Source organism: Variovorax sp. UC74_104 (assembly GCF_044055375.1).
GTDB lineage: Bacteria > Pseudomonadota > Gammaproteobacteria > Burkholderiales > Burkholderiaceae_C > Variovorax.
Map to the genome: position 1 here is coordinate 490,994 of NZ_CP171978.1, position 19,168 is coordinate 510,161.

Consider the following 19,168-nt stretch of genomic DNA (forward strand, 5'->3'; position numbering starts at 1 on the left):
GGAATTATGACCGCCAGCATTCAGACGGGTTCCACGGAAACCAGCATCGGTGTGAACCAGTTGCCAGACACCATTTCTCCCATTTCTTCGGCGCCGGAAGACGCCTTCTCTTCGTATTCGAGGTTCGTGCAGCGCCTGCGCCGCAGGTATGCGGCGGAGCTTTCATTCCTTCCCCCTGGCGCGCCGCGGCGCGAATCGATGACGGTGGCCTACGAGGCCCTGCGCCAGCGAGGGGACGGTATCGGCGATGCACTCCGGATTGTGCGGCAGCTCGTGATGGAGCGGCTTGTAACTCTTGATTGCGACGAGCAGGCCCCGCTGGCCGTGGTGACCACCGCCGTCACCGAGCTGGCCGAGCTGGCGCTCGACATCGCGTGCCAGGAGGCCTGCCGCGAACTCGACGCGACGCACGGCGCCCCGCTCGGCCCCGAGGGCCGGCGCGCGCAGCTTTGGATCGTGGGCATGGGCAAGCTCGGCGCGCGCGAGCTCAATGTGTCGAGCGACATCGACCTGATCTACCTCTACGACGTGGACGGCGAGACCCAGGGCGACGCCGACGGCCGCGGCCGGCTGGCCAACCAGGAGTACTTCGCGCGCGCCGTGAAGCGCATCTACGCGCTGGTGGGCGACACCACAGAGCACGGCTTCGTGTTCCGCGTCGACCTGGCGCTGCGGCCCAACGGCAACTCGGGCCCGAGCGTGGTCTCGCTCGATGCGCTGGAAGAGTATTTCCAGGTGCAGGGCCGCGAGTGGGAGCGCTTCGCCTGGATGAAGAGCCGCGTGGTCGCGCCGCGCGACATCGTGCTCGCGGGCCAGGCACAGGGGCTGCGCGGCGCAGTGCTGCCCTTCGTGTTCCGACGCTACCTCGACTACAGCGTGTTCGATTCGCTGCGCGTGCTGCACCGGCAGATCCGCGAGCAGTCGGCGCGCCGCAGCGCCGGCCGCCCTGAACGCGCCAACGACGTGAAGCTCTCGCGCGGCGGCATCCGCGAGATCGAGTTCACCGTGCAGCTGCTGCAGGTGGTGCGCGGCGGCCAGTTCCCCGAGCTGCGCACGCGGCCCACGCTCGATGCGCTGCAGCGCCTGGCGCGCGCCAACCTCATGCCGCAGGAAACCGCCGACGCGCTGGCCGCGGCCTACGAGTTCCTGCGCCGCGTCGAGCACCGCATCCAGTACCTCGACGATCAGCAGACCCACGTGCTGCCGGTGTCCGACGACGACCTGCGCTGGATCGCCCAGAGCATGGGCTACCCGAGCTGCTGCCCCTTCCTCGAGCAGCTCGACACCCACCGCGAGTTCGTCGCGCAGGAGTTCGACAAGCTGCTGGGCGGCGAGAAGCCCTGCAACGGCAAGTGCAGCGGCAAGAAGGCCGCCGCCCCCGCCGACCTGGCCGACCTGCTCGGCGACCTGCCTCCAGCGTTCGCCGAGCGCATCCGCGACTGGTGCGAACAGCCCCGCGTGCTGGCACTGCGCGAGGAAACCCGCGCGCGCCTGCGCCAGCTGGTGCAGCGCACCGGCCAGTGGCTCAAGGAGCCCGACGGCGACGGCGCCGGCCAGACCCCGCGCCACGTCGATGCCGCCATGCGCTGGGCCGACTGGATCGAGCCGCTGATGCGCCGCGAGAGCTACCTGGCGCTGCTGGTCGAACGCCCGGCCGTGCAGGAGCGCCTGCTGCGCCTGCTGGGCGCGGCCAGGTGGCCGGCGCGCTACCTGATGCAGCACCCCGGCGTGATCGACGAGCTCGCGAGCGACGAGATGCTCTCGGGCCGCTTCGTCGCCGCCGAGTTCGAGCGCGAGCTCGACGCGCGCCACGCCTCGCTCACCCGCACCGGCGAGGCCGACGAGGAGCGGCTGCTGAACCTGCTGCGCCACGCGCACCACGCCGAGGTGTTTCGCACGCTGGCGCGCGACGTGGACGGCCGCCTCACCGTCGAGCAGGTGGCCGACGACCTCAGCGCGCTGGCCGACGCCACGCTGCGCGTGACCGCCCGCTGGTGCTGGCCGCACGTGCGCAACCGGCACCGCGAGGTGCCGCAGTTCGCGATCATCGGCTACGGCAAGCTGGGCGGAAAGGAGCTGGGCTACGGCAGCGACCTCGACATCGTGTTCGTGTACGACGACGACGACGAGCGCGCCGGCGAGGTCTACGCGGCCTACGTGCGCAAGCTCATCAACTGGCTCACGGTGAAGACGCGCGAGGGCGACCTGTTCGAGATCGACACCGCCCTGCGCCCCAACGGCAACTCCGGCCTGCTGACCACCAGCTTCGAGGCCTACGAGAAATACCAGCTGGGCCGCGGCAGCAATACCGCGTGGACCTGGGAGCACCAGGCCATGACGCGTGCGCGCTTCGTGCTGGGCAGCGAGGACCACGGCGCCGAGCTGGGCGCGCGCTTCGACCAGGTGCGCGAGGCCGTGCTGGTGGCGCCGCGCGACCGCGAGGCGCTGAAGGCCGAGATCATCGCGATGCGCAACAAGCTGCGCGGCGCGCGGCCGGTGAAAGCCGACCGCTTCGACGTGAAGCACAGCCCCGGCGGCATGGTCGATGCCGAGTTCGCGGTGCAGTTCCTGGTGCTGTCGTCCTCGGCCGAGCACCCCGAGCTGATTCCGAACGTGGGCAACATCGCCCTGCTTCTGCGCGCCGAACTGGCCGGCCTGCTGCCCGAGGGCGTGGGCCGCAGCGCGGCGCGCGCCTACCGCGAGTTGCGCCGCGTGCAGCACCGCGCGCGCCTCAACGAGGAGCCCACGCAGGTCACGCCGCCCGCGCTGGCGGCCGAACGAGACGCCATGCTGGCGCTGTGGAAGGCCGTATTTGGCTGAGGGAACCCGTTCCCCAGCCACCACCGCGCTGGCGGCGTGCGCGGTAGCCGTCGCCGTTCTTCTTGCGGGCTGCGCCAGCGGTCCGCGCAGCGGGGGCGGCGCGGCCAGCGGCCGCGACGGCCCGGGCACCAACATTCCGCCCGACCTCGCCAACGTGCCCGACGCCGAGCCGCGTATCGAGCCGATCCGCACCAGCGGCGGCACCAGCAAGCCCTACACGGTGCTGGGCCGCGGCTATGCGCCGATCACCGACGACCGGCCGTTCCGCGAATCGGGGCTGGCCTCGTGGTACGGGCGCAAGTTCCACGCGGCGTCCACGGCCAGCGGAGAGCCCTACGACATGTACGCCATGACGGCCGCGCACAAGACGCTGCCGCTGCCGAGCTACGTGCGGGTGCGCAACCCGGCCAACGGGCGCGAGGTGATCGTGCGCGTGAACGACCGCGGCCCGTTCGTGGACGGCCGCGTCATCGACCTGAGCTACACGGCTGCGCTCAAGCTCGACCTGCTGCGCGGCGTGGCGCCGGTGGAAATAGAGCGGATCACGAACGAGGACATCCGCACGGGCGCATGGCGGCGCGATTCGGGAACGGCGTACGCCGCCGCCGAAGCGCCCGCGCCGGTGCGGACGGCGCCCGTGCGCGTGGCGAGCGCGCCGCTGCCGCCGCAACAGCAGCAGGTGCGGGTGCCGGCCGAATGGGTGGCGCCGGTCGCGGCGGCCGGCGGCGACGCGCCGCAGCCGGCATCGACGATGCCTGTCGCTCCGCAGACGCCGATGGCCGCGGCCCTGCCGCCGGGGACGGGGGCGGAACCGGAATCGGCGCAGTCGCCGCCTTCCACTCCGCCGGGCCGGCAAGCCATCGTGGTCAACGAGCTGCCGCCGCTGCAGGCGGCAGTGCCGTCGGCGCCCTTGCCCGCGAACATCGCTCAGCGGCCCGTCGCGGCGCTCCCCGGCTTCTGGGTGCAGCTGGGCGCGTTCCGCGAGCGGGACGGTGCCGAGAGCCTGCTGAACCAGGCCGCGCGCGGCGTGCCGTCGCTGGCGCCGCAGCTGCGCGTGTTCAGCGAGGCCGGGACGCATCGGCTGCAGGCCGGGCCTTTTGCCTCGCGCAACGCAGCCGGCGAGGTGGTCGGCCAGCTGCGCGAGAACCTGCACATCTCGCCGATGGTGGTGGAGCGCAGGTAGGCGCCTGCGCGCCTACCGATCAGAGCAGCGGCTTGACCGCCACCGGCACGCCGCTGGCGACGTTGAGGCGGTTCCAGGTGTTGATCTGCGCGATCGCCACCGACAGCTCGGCAATCTCCAGGTCGCTGAAGTTGGCCTTGAGCGCCGCGAACTCGGCGTCGCGCGCGTCGTAGCGGTCGGCCAGGCGCGTGAGCGATTCGGCCCAGGCCAGGGCGGCGCGCTCGCGCTCGTTGAAGAAGCTCACCTCGCGCCAGGTGGCGAGGCTGTTGATACGCTGCCATTCCTCGCCCTGCTTGCGCAGGTCGCGCACGTGCATGTCGAGGCAGTAGGCGCAGCCGTTGATCTGCGAGACGCGGGCGTAGACGTAGTCGACCAGCACCTTGCCGAGCGTGCTGGACTCGATGGTGGCGTTGACGCCGAGGATGGCCTCGAAGGACTTCGGGACCAGCTTGAACCAGTTCAGGCGTGCGGTGGTGTTCATGGTTTGGTTTCTCCAGTGGGTTGCGATGGAATCGATCTGCTTACCTACTGAAGACGGGCGAACCAGGCACCCTGTGACACGCCGCGCGAACTATTTCGAGGAAAAGAGCTGCGCGATGCGCGCGAGCTTGTCGGGATTGCGCTGCGCGCGGATGCGCACGATGCGGTCGTTCTCGATCTCGAAGGTCTGGGCCGACTCGAGCTTGCCGTCGAGAAAGCGCAGCATGCCGGGCTCGCCGTTGATCTCGACGATTTCCATGCGCACCGCCGGCCCCACGCGGCGCCACAGCGAGTAATAGAGCTGCGCGAGGCGCTGGCTGCCGCGCAGGATCTTGCTGAAGCTCTGCACCTTGCCGCCGCCGTCGCCGATGAGCTCGACGTCCTCGGACATCAGCGCCTTCAGCTCGTGCAGGCTGCCGCGCGCGGCGGCGTCGGCGAAGGCGCGCAGCAGGCGCTCGTGGGTCTCGCGCGGCACGGAAAAGCGCGGGCGCCCTTCCTGCACCTGGAGCTTCGCGCGGTGCACGATCTGGCGGCAGGCGGCCTCGGTCTTGCCGAGGGTGAGGGCGATTTCGTCGTAGTCGGCGTCGAACACCTCGCGCAGCAGGAAGGCGGCGCGGGCCTCGGGCGCAAGGCGCTCCAGCACGGCGAGGAAGGCGACGGAGATGTTGCCGGCGCGCTCGAGCAGCTGTTCGGGCGTGGCGGGCGAATCGTGCGCGCCGGTCAGCGTGGGCTCGGGCATCCAAGCGCCGATGTAGTGCTCGCGCTGGACCTTGGCGGCGCGCAGCCGGTCGATCGACAGGCGCGTGACCACGGTCACCAGCCAGGCTTCGGCGCTGTCGAGGGTGTCCTTGGGCGCTTCATGCCAGCGCAGCCAGGCGTCCTGCACGACCTCTTCCGCCTCGGCCACGGATCCGAGCATGCGGTAGGCGATGCCCTGCAGGCGGGGGCGGTGGCGGTCGAAGGTGAGGGTTGCGTCGTCCATGCGGGCTAGACGGCCGGCGTCTCCGGTTTGTGACATGGATTCTGCAAAAAAACGCCCCGGCATGCGGGGCGTTTTTCAGTGTTCCGGGGCTCAGGCGCCCTGGTATTCGGGCTTGGGGCCTAGAGTGGCCGCCAGTTCCTTGCGGTAGCGGTTCAGCTCCTGAACCGTCTTGAAGCTGCGGTTCATCAGCAGGCTCAGGTTGTGCAGGATGCGCTCGCCGACCTTGGTTTCCCAGACGGCGTCGAACTTGATCTGCTTGTCCAGCCAGTGCTCGAGCCAGTCGGGGTCGGGCATGCGGCTCTGGATGGTGTCGCGCGGGAAGAGCGCCTTGCTGACGTGCAGGTTGGTCGGGTGCAGGGCCTGCGCCGTGCGGCGGGCGCTGGCCATCAGGACGCCGACCTTGGTGAACGCGGCACGGGCCTCGTCGCCGAACTTTTCCATGGCGCGCTTCATGTAGCGCAGGTAGGCGCCGCCGTGGCGGGCTTCGTCCTGGCTCAGCGTGGTGTAGATGTGCTTGATGACCGGCTCGGTGTGCCACTGGGCGGCGCGGCGGTACCAGTGGTTGAGGCGGATCTCGCCGCAGAAGTGCAGCATGAGGGTTTCCAGCGGCGGGGCCGGGTCGAAGTCGAAGCGCACTTCGTGCAGCTCTTCCTCGGTGGGCGCGTGCTTGGGGCTGAAGCGCTTCAGGTACTCCATGAGCACCAGCGAGTGCTTCTGCTCCTCGAAGAACCAGATCGACATGAAAGCGGAAAAATCGCTATCGTGCCGGTTGTCGCGCAGGAACATCTCGGTGGCCGGCAGTGCCGCCCACTCGGTGATGGCATTCATCTTGATGGTCTGCGCCTGCTCTTCCGACAGCAAGGAAGCGTCGAACGACTGCCAGGGAATGTCCTTGTCCATGTCCCAGCGGACGGATTCGAGTTGTCTGAAGAGTTCCGGATAGAGCATCTATATCTTTCTAAGGCCGTCGATTTTAATCGGCCCGTTTGGCGCGCCCGTGACAGACGCGCGATGATGCGGATACGCGCGCCCTTGCGGCATGGATGCGCAACCCTTTTTGAATCAGGAGCCCGCGATGCGAACCCCCTTCCGATTGTCGACGCTGTGGCGCTGCGCCCCCCGCGGTTTCCCTCGTGGCGAGCCTGGTTTCGGCCCTTCCGGCGCACGCCCAGACGGCCGCCGCCGCGCCCGCCCCGGCGGAGGCCGCGGGATGCCCGGCGATCCTTCAGCACACCTTCCCGCGGCTGCAGGACGAAAAACCCCAATCCCTGTGCCAGTACTCCGGCAAGGTGGTCCTGGTGGTCAACACGGCCAGCTTCTGCGGCTTCACGCCGCAATACAAGGGCCTGGAGTCGCTGGACATGAAGTACCGCTCGCGCGGGCTCGTGGTGCTGGGCTTCCCCTCGAACGATTTCGCCCAGGAATCGGGCTCCAACAAGGAAATCGCCGACTTCTGCGAAAGCACCTTCGGCGTGAAATTCCCGATGTTCGCCAAGTCCTCGGTGCGCGGCACGGACGCGAATCCGCTCTTCAAGCAGCTCGCGCAGGCCTCGGGCACCACGCCGAAGTGGAACTTCTACAAGTACCTGATCGGGCGCGACGGCAAGGTCGTGCAGGCCTGGTCGAGCATGACGGCACCCGATGAAAACGGCTTCGTCAGCGTGATCGAGAAACAGCTCGGGCCCAATTGAGACCGACTGGTTCACGGGAAGACGCACCGGTAATTCACCGACGCGCCCATTCCATTGTGAACTCGAGGACACAAACGTTTACCAAACGGACGGGAACCGTGCCGCGGATGCCGCGCTCCTAATTCGCGTGGGCAGTGACTGCCCTACGGTTTTCATGTTGCGAGGTCTTCCGGGCGCTTGCCGTCCGGTCGAAATCCCGAGGCGATTCTTCTCCTCCTCCCTCCCTCCCTCCTTCGCGTCGGGGCGCCTCGCAGCATTTTTGTATTCCAGCCGGGACGGAGGTCGCGATGACGCGGCCTTCCCGCACTGGCATCCCGGGACTGGCCGCGGCGCACTCGCCGCGCGACGCAGCTTCCATCACCCTTCCCTAAGCCAGTGACCACTTCGGTGGCCGAGCCCATATGGCAACGATCGGGCAACACACGCCGCGCAGGCGCCACGCCCGAGGGACGAAAAAGCGGATGAAAAGAAAAAAGCGCCCGGAGGCGCCTTTTCGTCAGGGCTTGGTGTCGATGAAGCTGGGCCGCAGCATCAGCTTGTCGTACAGCTTCGCAAGGTTGGCGTGGTCGCCGCGCCAGTCGATCTCGGGAAAGCGCAGGTCCAGCCAGCCCAGCGTGCAGCCCACCGCGATGTCCGACAGGCTCAGGTGGATGCCGCTGCAGAAGGGCTTGTCGCCCAGGCCCTTGGCCATGGCGGCCACGCCGTCCTCGACCTTGGCGCGCTGGCGCTCGATCCAGGCGGCGCTGCGCTCGCCGTCGGCGCGGCCGGACCAGGTGGCTTCCAGGCGCCAGAGCACGCCGGCGTCCATGACGCCGTCGGCCAGCGCCTCCCAGGTCTTGACCTCGGCGCGCTCGCGGCCCTGCTGCGGAATCAGCTTGCCGACGGGCGACAGGGTGTCCAGGTACTCGACGATCACGCGGGAGTCGAACATCGCCTCGCCGCCTTCCATGATCAGGCAGGGGACCTTGCCCAGCGGATTGGAGTTGGAGATGGTGGTGTCGGCAGACCAGACGTCTTCGATCACGAACTGGTAATCGAGCCGCTTCTCGGCCAGCACCACGCGCACCTTGCGCACGTAGGGGCTGGCGGCGGATCCGATCAGTTTCATGAAGGCTCTCTCCCTATGCATTGATGACGTTTGTTAATAGTCATTTTAGGTGAACGGGAAAACCAGGACCCGAATCGCCCCCAAAGCGCGATGCCGGCCCCACGGGCCGGCGGCCGCCTAAAATTCGGGCATGAGCTTTTCCACCGTTTCCGCCCTTTCCCCCCTTGATGGCCGCTACGCGGCCAAACTCGCGGCGCTGCGTCCGCTGATGAGCGAACAGGGCTATATGCACCGTCGCGTGCAAGTCGAGGTGGCGTGGTTCATTGCGCTGTCCGACTGCGGCTTCGCCGAATTCAAGCCCCTCACCGGCGGCGCCCGCAAGTACCTGCTGGGCCTGGTGTCGCACTTCTCCGAGGCCGACGCGCTGGCCATCAAGGAGATCGAGAAGACCACCAACCACGACGTGAAGGCGGTCGAATACTGGATCAAGTCGAAGTTCGAGGCCCGCCCCGAGCTGCTCGCGGCCGCCGAGTTCGTGCACTTCGCCTGCACCAGCGAGGACATCAACAACACCAGCCACGCCCTGCAGATCCAGGCCGCGCGCGACAAGGTGGTGCTGCCGGCCATCGACGGCCTGATCGCCAAGCTGCGCGAGATGGCGCACCAGTTCGCCAACGTGTCGATGCTCTCGCGCACGCACGGCCAGACCGCCAGCCCGACCACCGTGGGCAAGGAAATCGCCAACGTGACGGTGCGCCTGTCGAAGGCCCGCGAGCAGATCGCCGCGGTGCTGCTGCTGGGCAAGATGAACGGCGCGGTCGGCAACTACAACGCCCACCTGGCCGCCTGGCCCGACTTCGACTGGGAAGCCTTCAGCCGCAAGGTCGTCGAGACGCCGGCGCCGCTGGGCCTGGGCCTGAGCTTCCAGCCCTACAGCATCCAGATCGAGCCGCACGACTACATGGCGGAGCTGTTCGACGCGGTGGCCCGCGCCAACACCATCCTCATCGACTTCTCGCGCGACATCTGGGGCTACGTGAGCCTGGGCTACTTCAAGCAGCGCCTGAAGAAGGGCGAGATCGGCTCCTCGACGATGCCGCACAAGGTCAACCCGATCGACTTCGAGAACGCCGAGGGCAACCTGGGCCTGGCCAACGCGGTGCTGCGCCACCTGAGCGAGAAGCTGCCCATCAGCCGCTGGCAGCGCGACCTGACCGACAGCACGGTGCTGCGCAACATCGGCGTGGCCTTCGGCTATGCCACGCTGGCCTATGCCAGCCTGGCCACCGGCCTGGGCAAGCTCGAACTGAACGACGAAGCGCTGGCCGCCGACCTCGACGCCTCGTGGGAAGTGCTGGCCGAGCCGATCCAGACGGTGATGCGCCGCTACGGCGTGCAGGGCGCCTACGAGCAGCTCAAGGAAGTGACGCGCGGCAAGACCGTGACGGCCGAGGCGCTGCACGGGCTGATCCGCTCGCTGGCCATTCCCGAAGAGGAAAAGACCCGCCTGCTGGCCATGACACCGGCCAGCTACGTGGGCAAGGCGGCGGAGCTCGCCGGTAGAATTTAAGCTTCCCGTACCGATGCGACAGCCGCCTTCAGGCGGCTGTTTTGCGTCGGCGGTCAGCTCTTTTCCAGCCAACGCCCCCTGCCGGGCGCCAGCCAACAACATTCTCCGAGGGGCCCGCCGCCCCTCTGTTGGTCATGCGCGCCCCTCTGAGACGCCTCTGGCTCAAGGTCCATCGCTGGACCGGCCTCACGCTCGGTCCGATCCTCGCCCTCACCGCGCTGCTCGGCGCCATGCTGGTGGTGGGGCTGCCGCTCGACCGCTGGGCACATCCCGATTTCTTCATCGCCCATTCGGCGCGTTCGGCCCCGGCCGGCGACGCCACCAAGGCCGTGCTGCCGCTGGAGCCCCTGCGCCAGCGCCTCGCGGCCGAGTTCGGAGCCAACGCCGACTTCACCCTGCGCCCGCCGCGCAAGCCCGCCGACACGCTGCAGGTGCGGGTGCGCGGCAAATGGGAAGGCACGCTCTACCTCGACCCCGCCACCGGCGCCGAGCAGGGACGCCGCGGCACGCACGAGGGCGCCTACAACCTCCTCTTCGAGCTGCACAGCAGCCTGCTGCTGGACGACACCGGCAAGGGCGTGCTCGCCTTCGCCGCGCTGGCCTACCTGTTCCTGCTGGTCACGGGCATCGTGCTGTGGTGGCCGGTGCGCTGGCCGCCGTCGCTGCGCATCGTGCTCGACCGCGGCCTGCTGCGCGGGTTGTTCGACCTGCATCGCACCGGCGGCGCGGTGCTGGGGCTGCTGATCGCGGTGTCGGTGGCCACGGGCGCGTACATGGCGTGGCGGCCGCTGGGCAACTTCATCTCCAGCGCCATGGGCCAGCAGCCCGTCAAGGCGCCGGTGATCGCCAAGGGTGCCGCGACCGGCCCGCTCCTGCCGCTGGACGAGCTCGTGGCGCGCGCGCAGCAGGTCTACCCCGGCCAGCCCATCGGCTTCATCCAGGTGCCTGCCAAGGCCGGCCGGCCGATGCGGGTGCGCTTTCGCCTGCCGGACGATCCGCATCCGAACGGCATCGGCTCGGTGTGGCTGAACCCGGTGACCGGCGAGGTGCTGGCCGCGCGCAAGTGGCAGGACCTCGACGCCGGCAACGGCGCGGTGGCGGTGATCTATCCGCTGCACACCGGCGAGCTCGGCGGCCCGCTGCATGAAGCGGTCACGGCGCTGCTGGGGCTTGCGCTCGCCGGGCTGGGCCTGAGCGGCGTCTGGCTCTGGTGGCGCCGCCGCGCCGCAGCGGCAGCGGCCCGCGACAACGACAGCCGGCTGTCCGGCGGCACGACGGCGCCTTGATCGGTTCCGAGCCCCGCCTGCACCCAGTTTCATCACCATCAGAAAACCCTTGGAGGGATCTCTCTTGTTCACGCACAAACGCACAGCCATCGCGATGGCGCTGCTTCCCCTGAGCCTGCAGGGCTTCGCCGCGGAAGCCGAGCCCGCTGCCGCCGACGCGGCGAAGTCGCTCGAAACCATCACCGTCACCGGCGACTGGCTGGGCAGCCCCAGCGAAACCAAGGTGCTCGAGCACCCGGGCGCCCGGAGCATCATCGAGCGCCAGCAGATCCAGGAAAGCGGCTCGTCCAGCGTGCGCGACGTGCTGCGCCAGGTGCCCGGCGTGCAGGTGCAGGAGAGCAACGGCACCGGCGGCAGCGACATCTCGCTGAACGTGGGCGTGCGCGGCCTGACCTCGCGCCTGTCGCCGCGCTCCACCGTGCTGCTGGACGGCGTGCCGCTGGCCTACGCGCCCTACGGCCAGCCGCAGCTGTCGCTGGCGCCGCTGTCGCTCGGCAGCCTGGAGGCGGTCGACGTGGTGCGCGGCGCGGGCTCGGTGCGCTACGGCCCGCAGAACGTGGGCGGCATCATCAACTTCGTGACGCGCTCGATCCCCAAGCAGTTCTCGGGCGAGGTGAGCGTGGGCGTCGAGAGCGCCGGCCACGGCGGCGGCACCAAGACCACGCCCAGCCTCTTCATCGGCGGCACCAACGAGAACGGCCTGGGCCTCGCGCTGCTGTACTCCGGCACGCACGGCGACGGCTTCCGCCAGAGCAACGACCACACGAGCATCGACGACCTGATGCTCAAGGGCGCCTACCGCATCTCGAAGACCGACGACGTCGCCGTCACGCTGCACCACTTCGAGGGCAAGGGCCGCATGCCCGGCGGCCTGACGACGGCGCAGTTCGCGGCCAACCCGTTCCAGTCGGACCGGCCCTTCGACGAGTTCACCGGCCGCCGCACCGACGGCTCGGTGAAGTACACGCACAACGACGGCGTGAACAAGTTCGAGATGCTGACCTACTACACGGACTCGTACCGCAGCAGCTTTCTCGAGCAGGAAGGCACCGGCGCGAACAATGGCCGCCGGCGCCTCACCTCCGCGCCGCGCAACTACAAGACCTTCGCGGTCGAGCCCCGCTACTCGCGCCTGATCGATTCGGGCAGCGTGGTGCAGGAGGTCAGCTTCGGCTATCGCTACCTGAAGGAAGAGGCTTCCGAGGTGGCGACGCGCAGCGCCTACTACCAGCCGCGCCCGGGCTTCAACGCCTTCGGCCTGGCCAACCCCGCCTACCAGACCAGCAAGGGCGGCACGACCGCGCACGCGTTCTACATCGACGACCGCATCGACTTCGGCAACTGGACCATCACGCCCGGCGTGCGACACGAATCGATCCGCTCGTTCAACGACGTCTACACCATCACGAACGGCCGGGCCACCAGCGCGATCTTTCCGAAGATCGACTCCGACGAGTGGCTGCCCACGCTGTCGGTGCTCTACCGCGCAAGCGATCGCTGGTCGGTGTTCGCCAATGCCGGCGTGTCGTTCGGGCCGCAGCAGTACGCACAGCTCGCGCAGTCGACCACCGGGCTGCATCCCGAGAAGGCCAAGACCTATGAGATCGGCACGCACTACAAGGGCGAGGCCTGGAGCGGCGAACTCACGCTGTTCAACATCAACTTCGACAAGGAGCTGCTGCTGGCGCGCTCCATCACCGGCGACGTCGGCCAGTGGACCGACCTGGGCGCGACGCGCCACCGCGGGCTGGAATCGGCGCTGCGCTACGACCTCGGCACGCTGAGCGATTCGCTCAAGGGGCTGTCGGTGTCGGGCACGTACACGTACACGCAGGCGATCTCGAAGGCCGGCGCCTTCGCCGGTCGCGACCTGCCCTTCTACTCGCGCCAGGTGGCGACGCTGGGCGCGCGCTACGAGCGCGGGCCGTGGACCTTCAACGCCGACATCTACGCGCAGTCGAAGCAGCGCTCGCCGGGTTCGCCGGACGACGGCGCAAGGTACGTCACGCTGGAAGACGCCAGCGGCCGGCTCGGCGACATCCCCGGCTACGCCACGATGAACCTGCGCGCGGCCTACGACTTCGGCCCGTCGATGAGCAACCTGAAGGTCGCCGTGGGCATCAAGAACCTGTTCGACCGCCGCTACTTCAACCGCTCGGTGGACAACAACGGCGGCAAGTACGTGGGGCAGCCGCGCACGGTCTACCTGCAGGCCTCGGTGGCGTTCTGAGGCCCCGCCCGAAGGGTGCCGGCGGGCGCGGGGCCTAAACTCGCGCACCCATGGCCCTCAAATCCACCATCTTCAAGGCCACCCTCGCGGTGGCCGACATCGACCACGGCTACTACGCCGACCACGCGCTGACCCTGGCGCGCCACCCCAGCGAGACCGACGAGCGGATGATGATCCGCCTCGTGGCGCTCGCGCTCAACGCGCACCAGCTGCAGGACGTGTGCAACGGCGACGGCACGCTGGCCTTCGGCGCCGGCCTGTCGAACGTGGAGGAGCCCGACGTGTGGCTTCGCGACTTCACGGGCGAGGTCAAGCTCTGGATCGAGGTCGGCCAGCCGGAGGACAAGCCCATCATCAAGGCCTGCAACAAGGCCGACGAAGTGATCGTCTACGCCTTCAACCACGCGGCCGAGATCTGGTGGCGCGGCATCGAGAACAAGCTCACGCGGCCGCAGAACCTGAAGGTGTATCGCGTGCCGACGGCCGCCTCGCAGGCGCTGGCCGCGCTCGCGCAGCGCAGCATGCAGCTGCAGGCGACGATCCAGGAGAACACGCTGACGCTGGGCGACGGCACGAACAGCGTCGACATCGAACCCTTGCGCTGGAGATAAGGCTCGCCCCCGGGCTGCGCGCACTTCGTGCGCTTCGCCAACCCCTACCGGGGGCAACACCTGCGGCCCGGCAAAGCCGGTTCCGGCGGTGTTTCGCGAAGGAGCCATGTTCGTTGTTTCTAGACGGCCGGCATCATCTGGCCGCACTGCCAGCACTGCTCGAAACCGCCCTCGACCTGCTCGCCGCACACGCAAAGCCAGCTGCGCTGCGGACGATGCTGCAGCTCGTGCAAGAGGCGCTTCGCAAGCTCGAACTGGGTCTCGTCGTCGATCCAGATCTCGGGCAGGCACTGGTCGGGCGGCAGCTGGCCCATCACCGCGCCGAGGAACTCGCGCTGCACGGAAGCCGCCACGCCCTCCTCGCGCAGGGCGTGCGCCCACACGGTCGCGATCGCGAGGTTGGGCGCTTGCGCGAGGCGGCGCATGGTCAGGGGGCCCAGTTCTTCTCGTCGTCGGGATCGAACTCGGGCTCGTCGGCCGACGGCGTTGACGGTGCGTCGCGCTCGGCCTCGCGTGCGCGCTCGGCATAGCGGTTGAAGCGCCAGGCGGAATCCTCCATCGTGATGCGCCGCCATGTGGCGCGCTTCTCGACGGGCGACATGCCGGGCCAGAACTGCACTTCGTCGAAGCTGCGGCCGCAGCCCTTGCATTCGTCGTCGCCCTGGCTGGTGGAGCAGATCGCGATGCAGGGGGTGTCGGGCGTGCTGTCGTACCAGGCCATCCAGGCGGCCCAGGCCTTGGGCGGGAAGCCGACCTCGTCGACTTCGTCCTCGTGGTGGAAGACCATGAGCGCGTAGACCTCGGCCAGCGCCCGCAATTCGGGGCCCAGCGTGACGCCGTCGGGCGACGGCGTCTTCTCGCGCCAGTAGTTGATGGCGGCCTCTATGTCGGTGATGTGTATGGCGGCCATGGAGCGTGAAAAAACAGCGGACGGCGATCATAGTCCGGCAATGTCCCGAAGCGACGAAGGGACATCGTCGCTATGAAAATGAGAGCACCGTGCCTTTTATCCATGCGCATTCCGAAGCGGTTCTCTTTAAATTTCTGAAAACTTTCGATTGCGCCGCCGAGCGCATCGATGCTCTAATCCGCGCACGAAGGGGAGTAGCTCCCGAGCGCTGTCGTCCACGGCGGCGCGAATCGTCAGGTCGTCAATACGAAGCAAAACACTTCCGGCCTGTCGGGCAACGTGCGTGCGTTTTCTTGCGCGCGCGCTGTCGAGCAAGACCTTCGATTTGAACCTGTGCAGGTTTGGTCGAAGCGTTCGCAAGCTCCCGGTGTCACCCGGACTTCATTCCTCGCTTTCGGCTCACCCGCACAGGATGAATCGAAACGCATAGCCATGCGCCTTCCGTCGTCGTCCCCACAGGGAGAGGCAGGGGCGCGAAGACAAAGAGGAAATTTATGGAAATGTTCATGACCCCGGAGTTCTGGGTCGCGGTCGGTCAGATCATCATGATCGACATCCTGCTCGGCGGCGACAACGCCGTGGTGATCGCGCTGGCCTGCCGCAAGCTCCCGCCTGCCCAGCGCACCCAGGGCATCCTTTGGGGTACCGCCGGCGCCATCGCGCTGCGCGTGATCCTGATCTTCTTCGCGCTGACCCTGCTGGCCATTCCGTTCCTGAAGCTGGTGGGGGCGATCCTGCTGCTGTGGATCGGCGTGAAGCTGCTGGCCCCCGAGCACGACGACGGCCACGGCAACATCACCGGCAGCGACAAGCTGTGGGGCGCGGTCAAGACCGTGATCGTGGCCGACCTCGTGATGAGCGTCGACAACGTGATCGCCATCGCGGGCGCCGCACAAGGCGCCGGCGACAGCCACCAGATGCCGCTCGTGATCTTCGGCCTGCTCGTGAGCATCCCGATCATCGTCTGGGGCAGCCAGCTGGTCATCAAGCTGATGGACCGTTTCCCGATGATCATCACCGCCGGCGGCATGCTGCTGGGCTGGATCGCCGGCACGATGGCCGTCTCCGACCCCGCCCTGGCGAACACCGCCGCCTGGACCTGGGTGCCGAAGGTGCCGCAGACCGACGTGGTCAAGTACGCAGCCGGCGTCATCGGTGCGCTGCTGGTGCTGGCGGTCGGCAAGTGGGTGGCCGCGCGCCATGCCCGCAGCAAGCACGAGCAACCGGCGGTGACGACCGGCTGAGCGCCGCGAGTCATTGCCCAGCCACGAACTTCCCGACCAACACTGTCTCTGTCACTCTAACTACCTGAAGGAGCACGCCATGGAAAAGATCATTCTTTACGTCGACGACGCCACCTACGCCTGCGAGCAGTTCGCCGAACTGGCGCCGGACGCGAACAGCGTCGTGGCGCGCCATTGGGTGCTCGTGGCCTGCGCTCCGCGCATGACGCATCGCATCAGCAAGTGGGTGAGCCACAGCGCGCGCGAGAACTGGCGCGCCAAGTGGTTCAGCAAGGTGCAGGCGCAGATGACGCCGCTGCTGGAGCGCAACGGCGGGCAGGTGACGCCTGTTCTGGCCAAGGGTCCGCTGGCAGAACTTACCGCGCAGCTCAAGCGCGAGCATTCGGCCACTCACGTGGTCGATGCGCGCCGCCCGAAGGTCGGCGTCGACCTGGAGCCGGTGGCGCCGGACCAGACGCCGCCTCAACAGTCGGGCTGGGCCTTTCCCGGTGCCGTGATGGGCATGGGCGCACTGCTCGTTCTGGCGAACGAACTGGCCGAATAAGGCCGCAGGAAGAAAGCCCGACTCCATGCGAGCCCCGGCGCCGAAAGGTGCCGGGGCTCGTTGTCTTTTGCGGGCCCTCGGGTATCCTGCCGCCATGCGCATCATCCTCAAATGGCTGCTCAGCGCCGTGGCGCTGCTGGCGGTCGCCTATCTCTACAGCGGCGTCCAGGTCAACAGCTTCGGCTCCGCGCTCATCGCGGCCGCGGTGATCGGCCTGCTCAACATGATCGTGCGGCCGGTGCTGGTGGTGCTGACTTTGCCCGTCACCATCGTCACGCTCGGGCTCTTCCTCTTCATCATCAACGCGCTGCTGTTCTGGGCCGCCTCGGGGCTTCTGGGCGGCTTCCACGTGAACGGCTTCCTGGCCGCGCTGATCGGCTCGCTGCTGTATTCGCTGCTGGGGCTGCTGATCGAGTCGGCGCTGGGCGGGCTGCTCTCCAGGCGTTGAGCGCGCCCGCCAGCGGCTACTTGAGCGGCGGCTCCGCCGCCTGCTCCTTCACCAGCACTTCCACCGCCCGCGCCCGGGTGTCGATGATCGACGCCTCGTAGTGGTCGACCACCTTCGACTGGCGGATGAGCTCCTGCGCCGCCTTGAAGCGGTCGCGCGCCGCCGGGTAGTCGAGGATCGCAACGTTCGCCTCGGCGTCGGCGCGCACCGCGCGCAGCGTGTCGTTCTGCGCGCCGTAGAGATTGCCGAGCGCGCGCCACGCGGTCGCATCGCGCGGGTTGGCGGCCACCCAGTCGCGCAGCACGGGAATCATCGGCGCGGGCTGGCGCATCGCGGTGGCGGCCTCGGCGGCGAGCAGCATCTCGGGCCGCTCCTTCGAGCTGGCATCGAGCAGCGCGGCCGCCTTGGGCGCCCCGCCGGCGGCGAGCTCGATCTCCGCATTCAACCAGCGCGCCTGCTTCGCCGCGGCAGGGTCGTCCGCCGTGCGCGCGACCAGCCGCTCGACCAGGGCGCGCGCGGCCTTGTAGTTGCGCATCTCCTTCGCCGACAGCGCCGCCGCGTACAACGTGCCCGCCTGCTGGGCCGGGGAGCTCTTCGCGAATTCGCCGCTGGAGGCGGAGTCGACCCACAGCCGCAGCACGTCGACGCCGGGGCGCGTCAGCACGCGGGCGCGCGCGGCGATCATGGCGTGGTCCATGGCCAGCGGCTGCGGCGGCACCGTGTCCATGTTGAACTGGAAGCGGCCCTGCATGTCGGAGATGCGCTCGGTGGTCAGCGGGTGGCTGCGCAGGTAGGGGTAGGAACCGTTGTCGTTGAGGCGCGAGGCGTACTGCAGCTTCTCGAACATCGTCGCCGCGCCCTGCGGCGCGAAGCCGGCCTGCGTCATCACGCCGAAGCCGATGCGGTCGGCCTCGCGCTCCATGTCGCGCGAGAAGTTCAGCTGGTTCTGCGCGAACATCGCCTGGCTGCCCATGATCATGGCCTGGCCGGCATCGCCGTTGCGGCTCTTGCCGGCGGCGATCATCCCGAGGATCAGGCCGGCGATCATCAGCGGCATCTGCCTGCCCTGCTTGGTCATGATGCGCGAGATGTGGCGCTGCGTGACGTGCGAGAGCTCGTGCCCGAGCACCGTGGCCAGCTCGTCGCGGCTGCCGACCACGGCCACCAGCCCGAGGTTGAGCCCCAGGTAGCCGCCCGGCAGCGCGAAGGCGTTGATGTTGCGGTCGCGGCCCAGCAGGATCGTCCAGGCGAAGCGCTCGTCGAGTTCGGGCGTGAGCTCGCCGCGCGCGCGGGCGGCGGCCAGCAGGCGCTGCCAGATGTCCTGCACGTAGGCGGCGATCACCGGGTCGTCGATGTAGTCGGTGTCGCGGTACAGCTCGCGGGCGATCTGGTCGCCCAAGTGGCGCTCGGCGCTGGCGGTCATCTCGCCGCCGTCGCCCATGCCGGGCAGCACCTGCTGGATCTGCGCCAGCGCGGGCACCGGCAGCAGCACCTGGGAAGCTATCAAAACGCTAGCGCACAAGGCTCGCAGGGCGGGCTTCGGCTGGCTTCTGGAGTGGGGATGGGGAGTCAAGCGCGGCATTCCTCGTCTGTGGCTCGGGCTCGTATGATGCACCTCCAACCCGATCGTTCACCCATGAGCACCCTCACCCATTTCGACGCCCAGGGCCAGGCCCACATGGTCGACGTCGCCGCCAAGCCCGCAACCCATCGCGTGGCCGTCGCCACGGGCCGCATCGAGATGCAGGCGGCCACGCTCGCGCTGATCGAGTCCGGCACCGCGAAGAAGGGCGACGTGCTGGGCATCGCGCGCATCGCGGGCATCCAGGCGGCCAAGAAGACCAGCGACCTGATTCCGCTATGCCACCCGCTGGCCCTGACCCGCGTGGCGGTGGCCTTCGCGCTGGCCGATGCGGGAAGCGCGCCGCAGGTGGCCTGTACGGCGACTGTCGAGACAGTGGGGCCCACAGGCGTGGAGATGGAGGCGCTGACCGCCGTGCAGGTCGCGCTGTTGACGATCTACGACATGTGCAAGGCGGTGGACCGCGGCATGCGGATCACCGACGTGCATGTGCTGGAGAAGCACGGCGGGAAGTCGGGCAGCTGGGTGGCCGGGTAGCC

The 19,168-nt window shown here is 68.5% G+C and carries 18 protein-coding genes; 11 read left to right on the forward strand and 7 right to left on the reverse strand.

Going from position 1 to position 19,168, the window contains the following annotated elements:
- The first annotated feature begins 6 nt into the window (after positions 1 to 6).
- A complete protein-coding gene (gene glnE, locus ACHMXA_RS02410; protein ID WP_395318181.1) occupies positions 7 to 2,820 on the forward strand; it encodes a bifunctional [glutamate--ammonia ligase]-adenylyl-L-tyrosine phosphorylase/[glutamate--ammonia-ligase] adenylyltransferase in 2,814 nt (937 codons plus the stop codon).
- Positions 2,813 to 4,003 (forward strand): septal ring lytic transglycosylase RlpA family protein, encoded by a 1,191-nt coding sequence (locus ACHMXA_RS02415; protein ID WP_395318183.1) that lies wholly within the window; start codon positions 2,813 to 2,815, stop codon positions 4,001 to 4,003. The genes glnE and ACHMXA_RS02415 overlap by 8 nt, the downstream gene beginning before the upstream one ends.
- Before the next feature lie 19 nt (positions 4,004 to 4,022).
- Here ACHMXA_RS02415 and ACHMXA_RS02420 read toward each other — a convergent pair whose 3' ends face one another.
- The 3 genes from ACHMXA_RS02420 to ACHMXA_RS02430 form a co-directional block, all read right to left on the reverse strand.
- Positions 4,023 to 4,484 (reverse strand): carboxymuconolactone decarboxylase family protein, encoded by a 462-nt coding sequence (locus ACHMXA_RS02420; protein WP_176665252.1) that lies wholly within the window; start codon positions 4,482 to 4,484, stop codon positions 4,023 to 4,025.
- Positions 4,485 to 4,574: 90 nt separating this feature from the next.
- The gene (locus ACHMXA_RS02425) at positions 4,575 to 5,465 is read right to left on the reverse strand and encodes an RNA polymerase sigma-70 factor (protein ID WP_395318186.1); all 891 of its coding nucleotides are present in this window, start codon (positions 5,463 to 5,465) and stop codon (positions 4,575 to 4,577) included.
- A gap of 90 nt (positions 5,466 to 5,555) precedes the next feature.
- Positions 5,556 to 6,413 carry a ferritin-like domain-containing protein gene (locus ACHMXA_RS02430; RefSeq protein ID WP_176665254.1) on the reverse strand — a complete coding sequence of 286 codons (858 nt, stop codon included), beginning with the start codon at positions 6,411 to 6,413 and terminating at the stop codon, positions 5,556 to 5,558.
- 185 nt (positions 6,414 to 6,598) lie between these two features.
- Between ACHMXA_RS02430 and ACHMXA_RS02435 the strand changes: the two genes are divergently transcribed.
- Positions 6,599 to 7,156 carry a glutathione peroxidase gene (locus ACHMXA_RS02435; RefSeq protein WP_395318188.1) on the forward strand — a complete coding sequence of 186 codons (558 nt, stop codon included), beginning with the start codon at positions 6,599 to 6,601 and terminating at the stop codon, positions 7,154 to 7,156.
- A 496-nt stretch (positions 7,157 to 7,652) separates the two neighbouring features.
- Here ACHMXA_RS02435 and ACHMXA_RS02440 read toward each other — a convergent pair whose 3' ends face one another.
- Positions 7,653 to 8,264 (reverse strand): glutathione S-transferase N-terminal domain-containing protein, encoded by a 612-nt coding sequence (locus tag ACHMXA_RS02440; RefSeq protein WP_176665256.1) that lies wholly within the window; start codon positions 8,262 to 8,264, stop codon positions 7,653 to 7,655.
- Positions 8,265 to 8,394: 130 nt separating this feature from the next.
- Between ACHMXA_RS02440 and purB the strand changes: the two genes are divergently transcribed.
- The 4 genes from purB to ACHMXA_RS02460 all read left to right on the forward strand — a co-directional run bounded on the left by purB (position 8,395) and on the right by ACHMXA_RS02460 (position 13,901).
- Positions 8,395 to 9,774, forward strand: coding sequence for an adenylosuccinate lyase (gene purB / locus ACHMXA_RS02445; RefSeq protein WP_176665257.1), 1,380 nt, complete (start codon positions 8,395 to 8,397; stop codon positions 9,772 to 9,774).
- 134 nt (positions 9,775 to 9,908) lie between these two features.
- Complete coding sequence (locus ACHMXA_RS02450) at positions 9,909 to 11,060, forward strand: PepSY-associated TM helix domain-containing protein (protein ID WP_395318191.1); 1,152 nt, start codon at positions 9,909 to 9,911, stop codon at positions 11,058 to 11,060.
- A gap of 94 nt (positions 11,061 to 11,154) precedes the next feature.
- On the forward strand, positions 11,155 to 13,290 hold the full coding sequence (locus ACHMXA_RS02455; RefSeq protein ID WP_395321207.1) for a TonB-dependent receptor family protein: 2,136 nt from the start codon (positions 11,155 to 11,157) through the stop codon (positions 13,288 to 13,290).
- Between the two features lie 50 nt (positions 13,291 to 13,340).
- Complete coding sequence (locus ACHMXA_RS02460; protein WP_176665259.1) at positions 13,341 to 13,901, forward strand: YaeQ family protein; 561 nt, start codon at positions 13,341 to 13,343, stop codon at positions 13,899 to 13,901.
- 119 nt (positions 13,902 to 14,020) lie between these two features.
- Here the strand turns inward: ACHMXA_RS02460 and ACHMXA_RS02465 are convergent, their stop codons facing one another.
- On the reverse strand, positions 14,021 to 14,326 hold the full coding sequence (locus ACHMXA_RS02465) for a putative signal transducing protein (protein ID WP_395318193.1): 306 nt from the start codon (positions 14,324 to 14,326) through the stop codon (positions 14,021 to 14,023).
- A gap of 2 nt (positions 14,327 to 14,328) precedes the next feature.
- On the reverse strand, positions 14,329 to 14,811 hold the full coding sequence (locus ACHMXA_RS02470; RefSeq protein WP_176665261.1) for a DUF3717 domain-containing protein: 483 nt from the start codon (positions 14,809 to 14,811) through the stop codon (positions 14,329 to 14,331).
- A 494-nt stretch (positions 14,812 to 15,305) separates the two neighbouring features.
- On the opposite strand from ACHMXA_RS02470, the gene ACHMXA_RS02475 reads away from it, so the two are divergent.
- The 3 genes from ACHMXA_RS02475 to ACHMXA_RS02485 all read left to right on the forward strand — a co-directional run bounded on the left by ACHMXA_RS02475 (position 15,306) and on the right by ACHMXA_RS02485 (position 17,047).
- A complete protein-coding gene (locus ACHMXA_RS02475; RefSeq protein ID WP_395318195.1) occupies positions 15,306 to 16,055 on the forward strand; it encodes a TerC family protein in 750 nt (249 codons plus the stop codon).
- Positions 16,056 to 16,134: 79 nt separating this feature from the next.
- Positions 16,135 to 16,599: a hypothetical protein gene (locus ACHMXA_RS02480; protein ID WP_176665263.1), complete on the forward strand. Its 465-nt coding sequence runs from the start codon at positions 16,135 to 16,137 to the stop codon at positions 16,597 to 16,599.
- Between the two features lie 94 nt (positions 16,600 to 16,693).
- Positions 16,694 to 17,047, forward strand: a complete 354-nt coding sequence (locus tag ACHMXA_RS02485; RefSeq protein WP_395318198.1) for a phage holin family protein — start codon at positions 16,694 to 16,696, stop codon at positions 17,045 to 17,047.
- 16 nt (positions 17,048 to 17,063) lie between these two features.
- On the opposite strand, the gene ACHMXA_RS02490 is transcribed toward ACHMXA_RS02485, so the two are convergent.
- Complete coding sequence (locus ACHMXA_RS02490; RefSeq protein WP_395318200.1) at positions 17,064 to 18,629, reverse strand: M48 family metalloprotease; 1,566 nt, start codon at positions 18,627 to 18,629, stop codon at positions 17,064 to 17,066.
- Positions 18,630 to 18,683: 54 nt separating this feature from the next.
- Here ACHMXA_RS02490 and moaC point away from each other — a divergent pair, with 54 nt between their 5' ends.
- The gene (gene moaC, locus ACHMXA_RS02495; RefSeq protein ID WP_176665265.1) at positions 18,684 to 19,166 is read left to right on the forward strand and encodes a cyclic pyranopterin monophosphate synthase MoaC; all 483 of its coding nucleotides are present in this window, start codon (positions 18,684 to 18,686) and stop codon (positions 19,164 to 19,166) included.
- Positions 19,167 to 19,168: the final 2 nt, after the last annotated feature.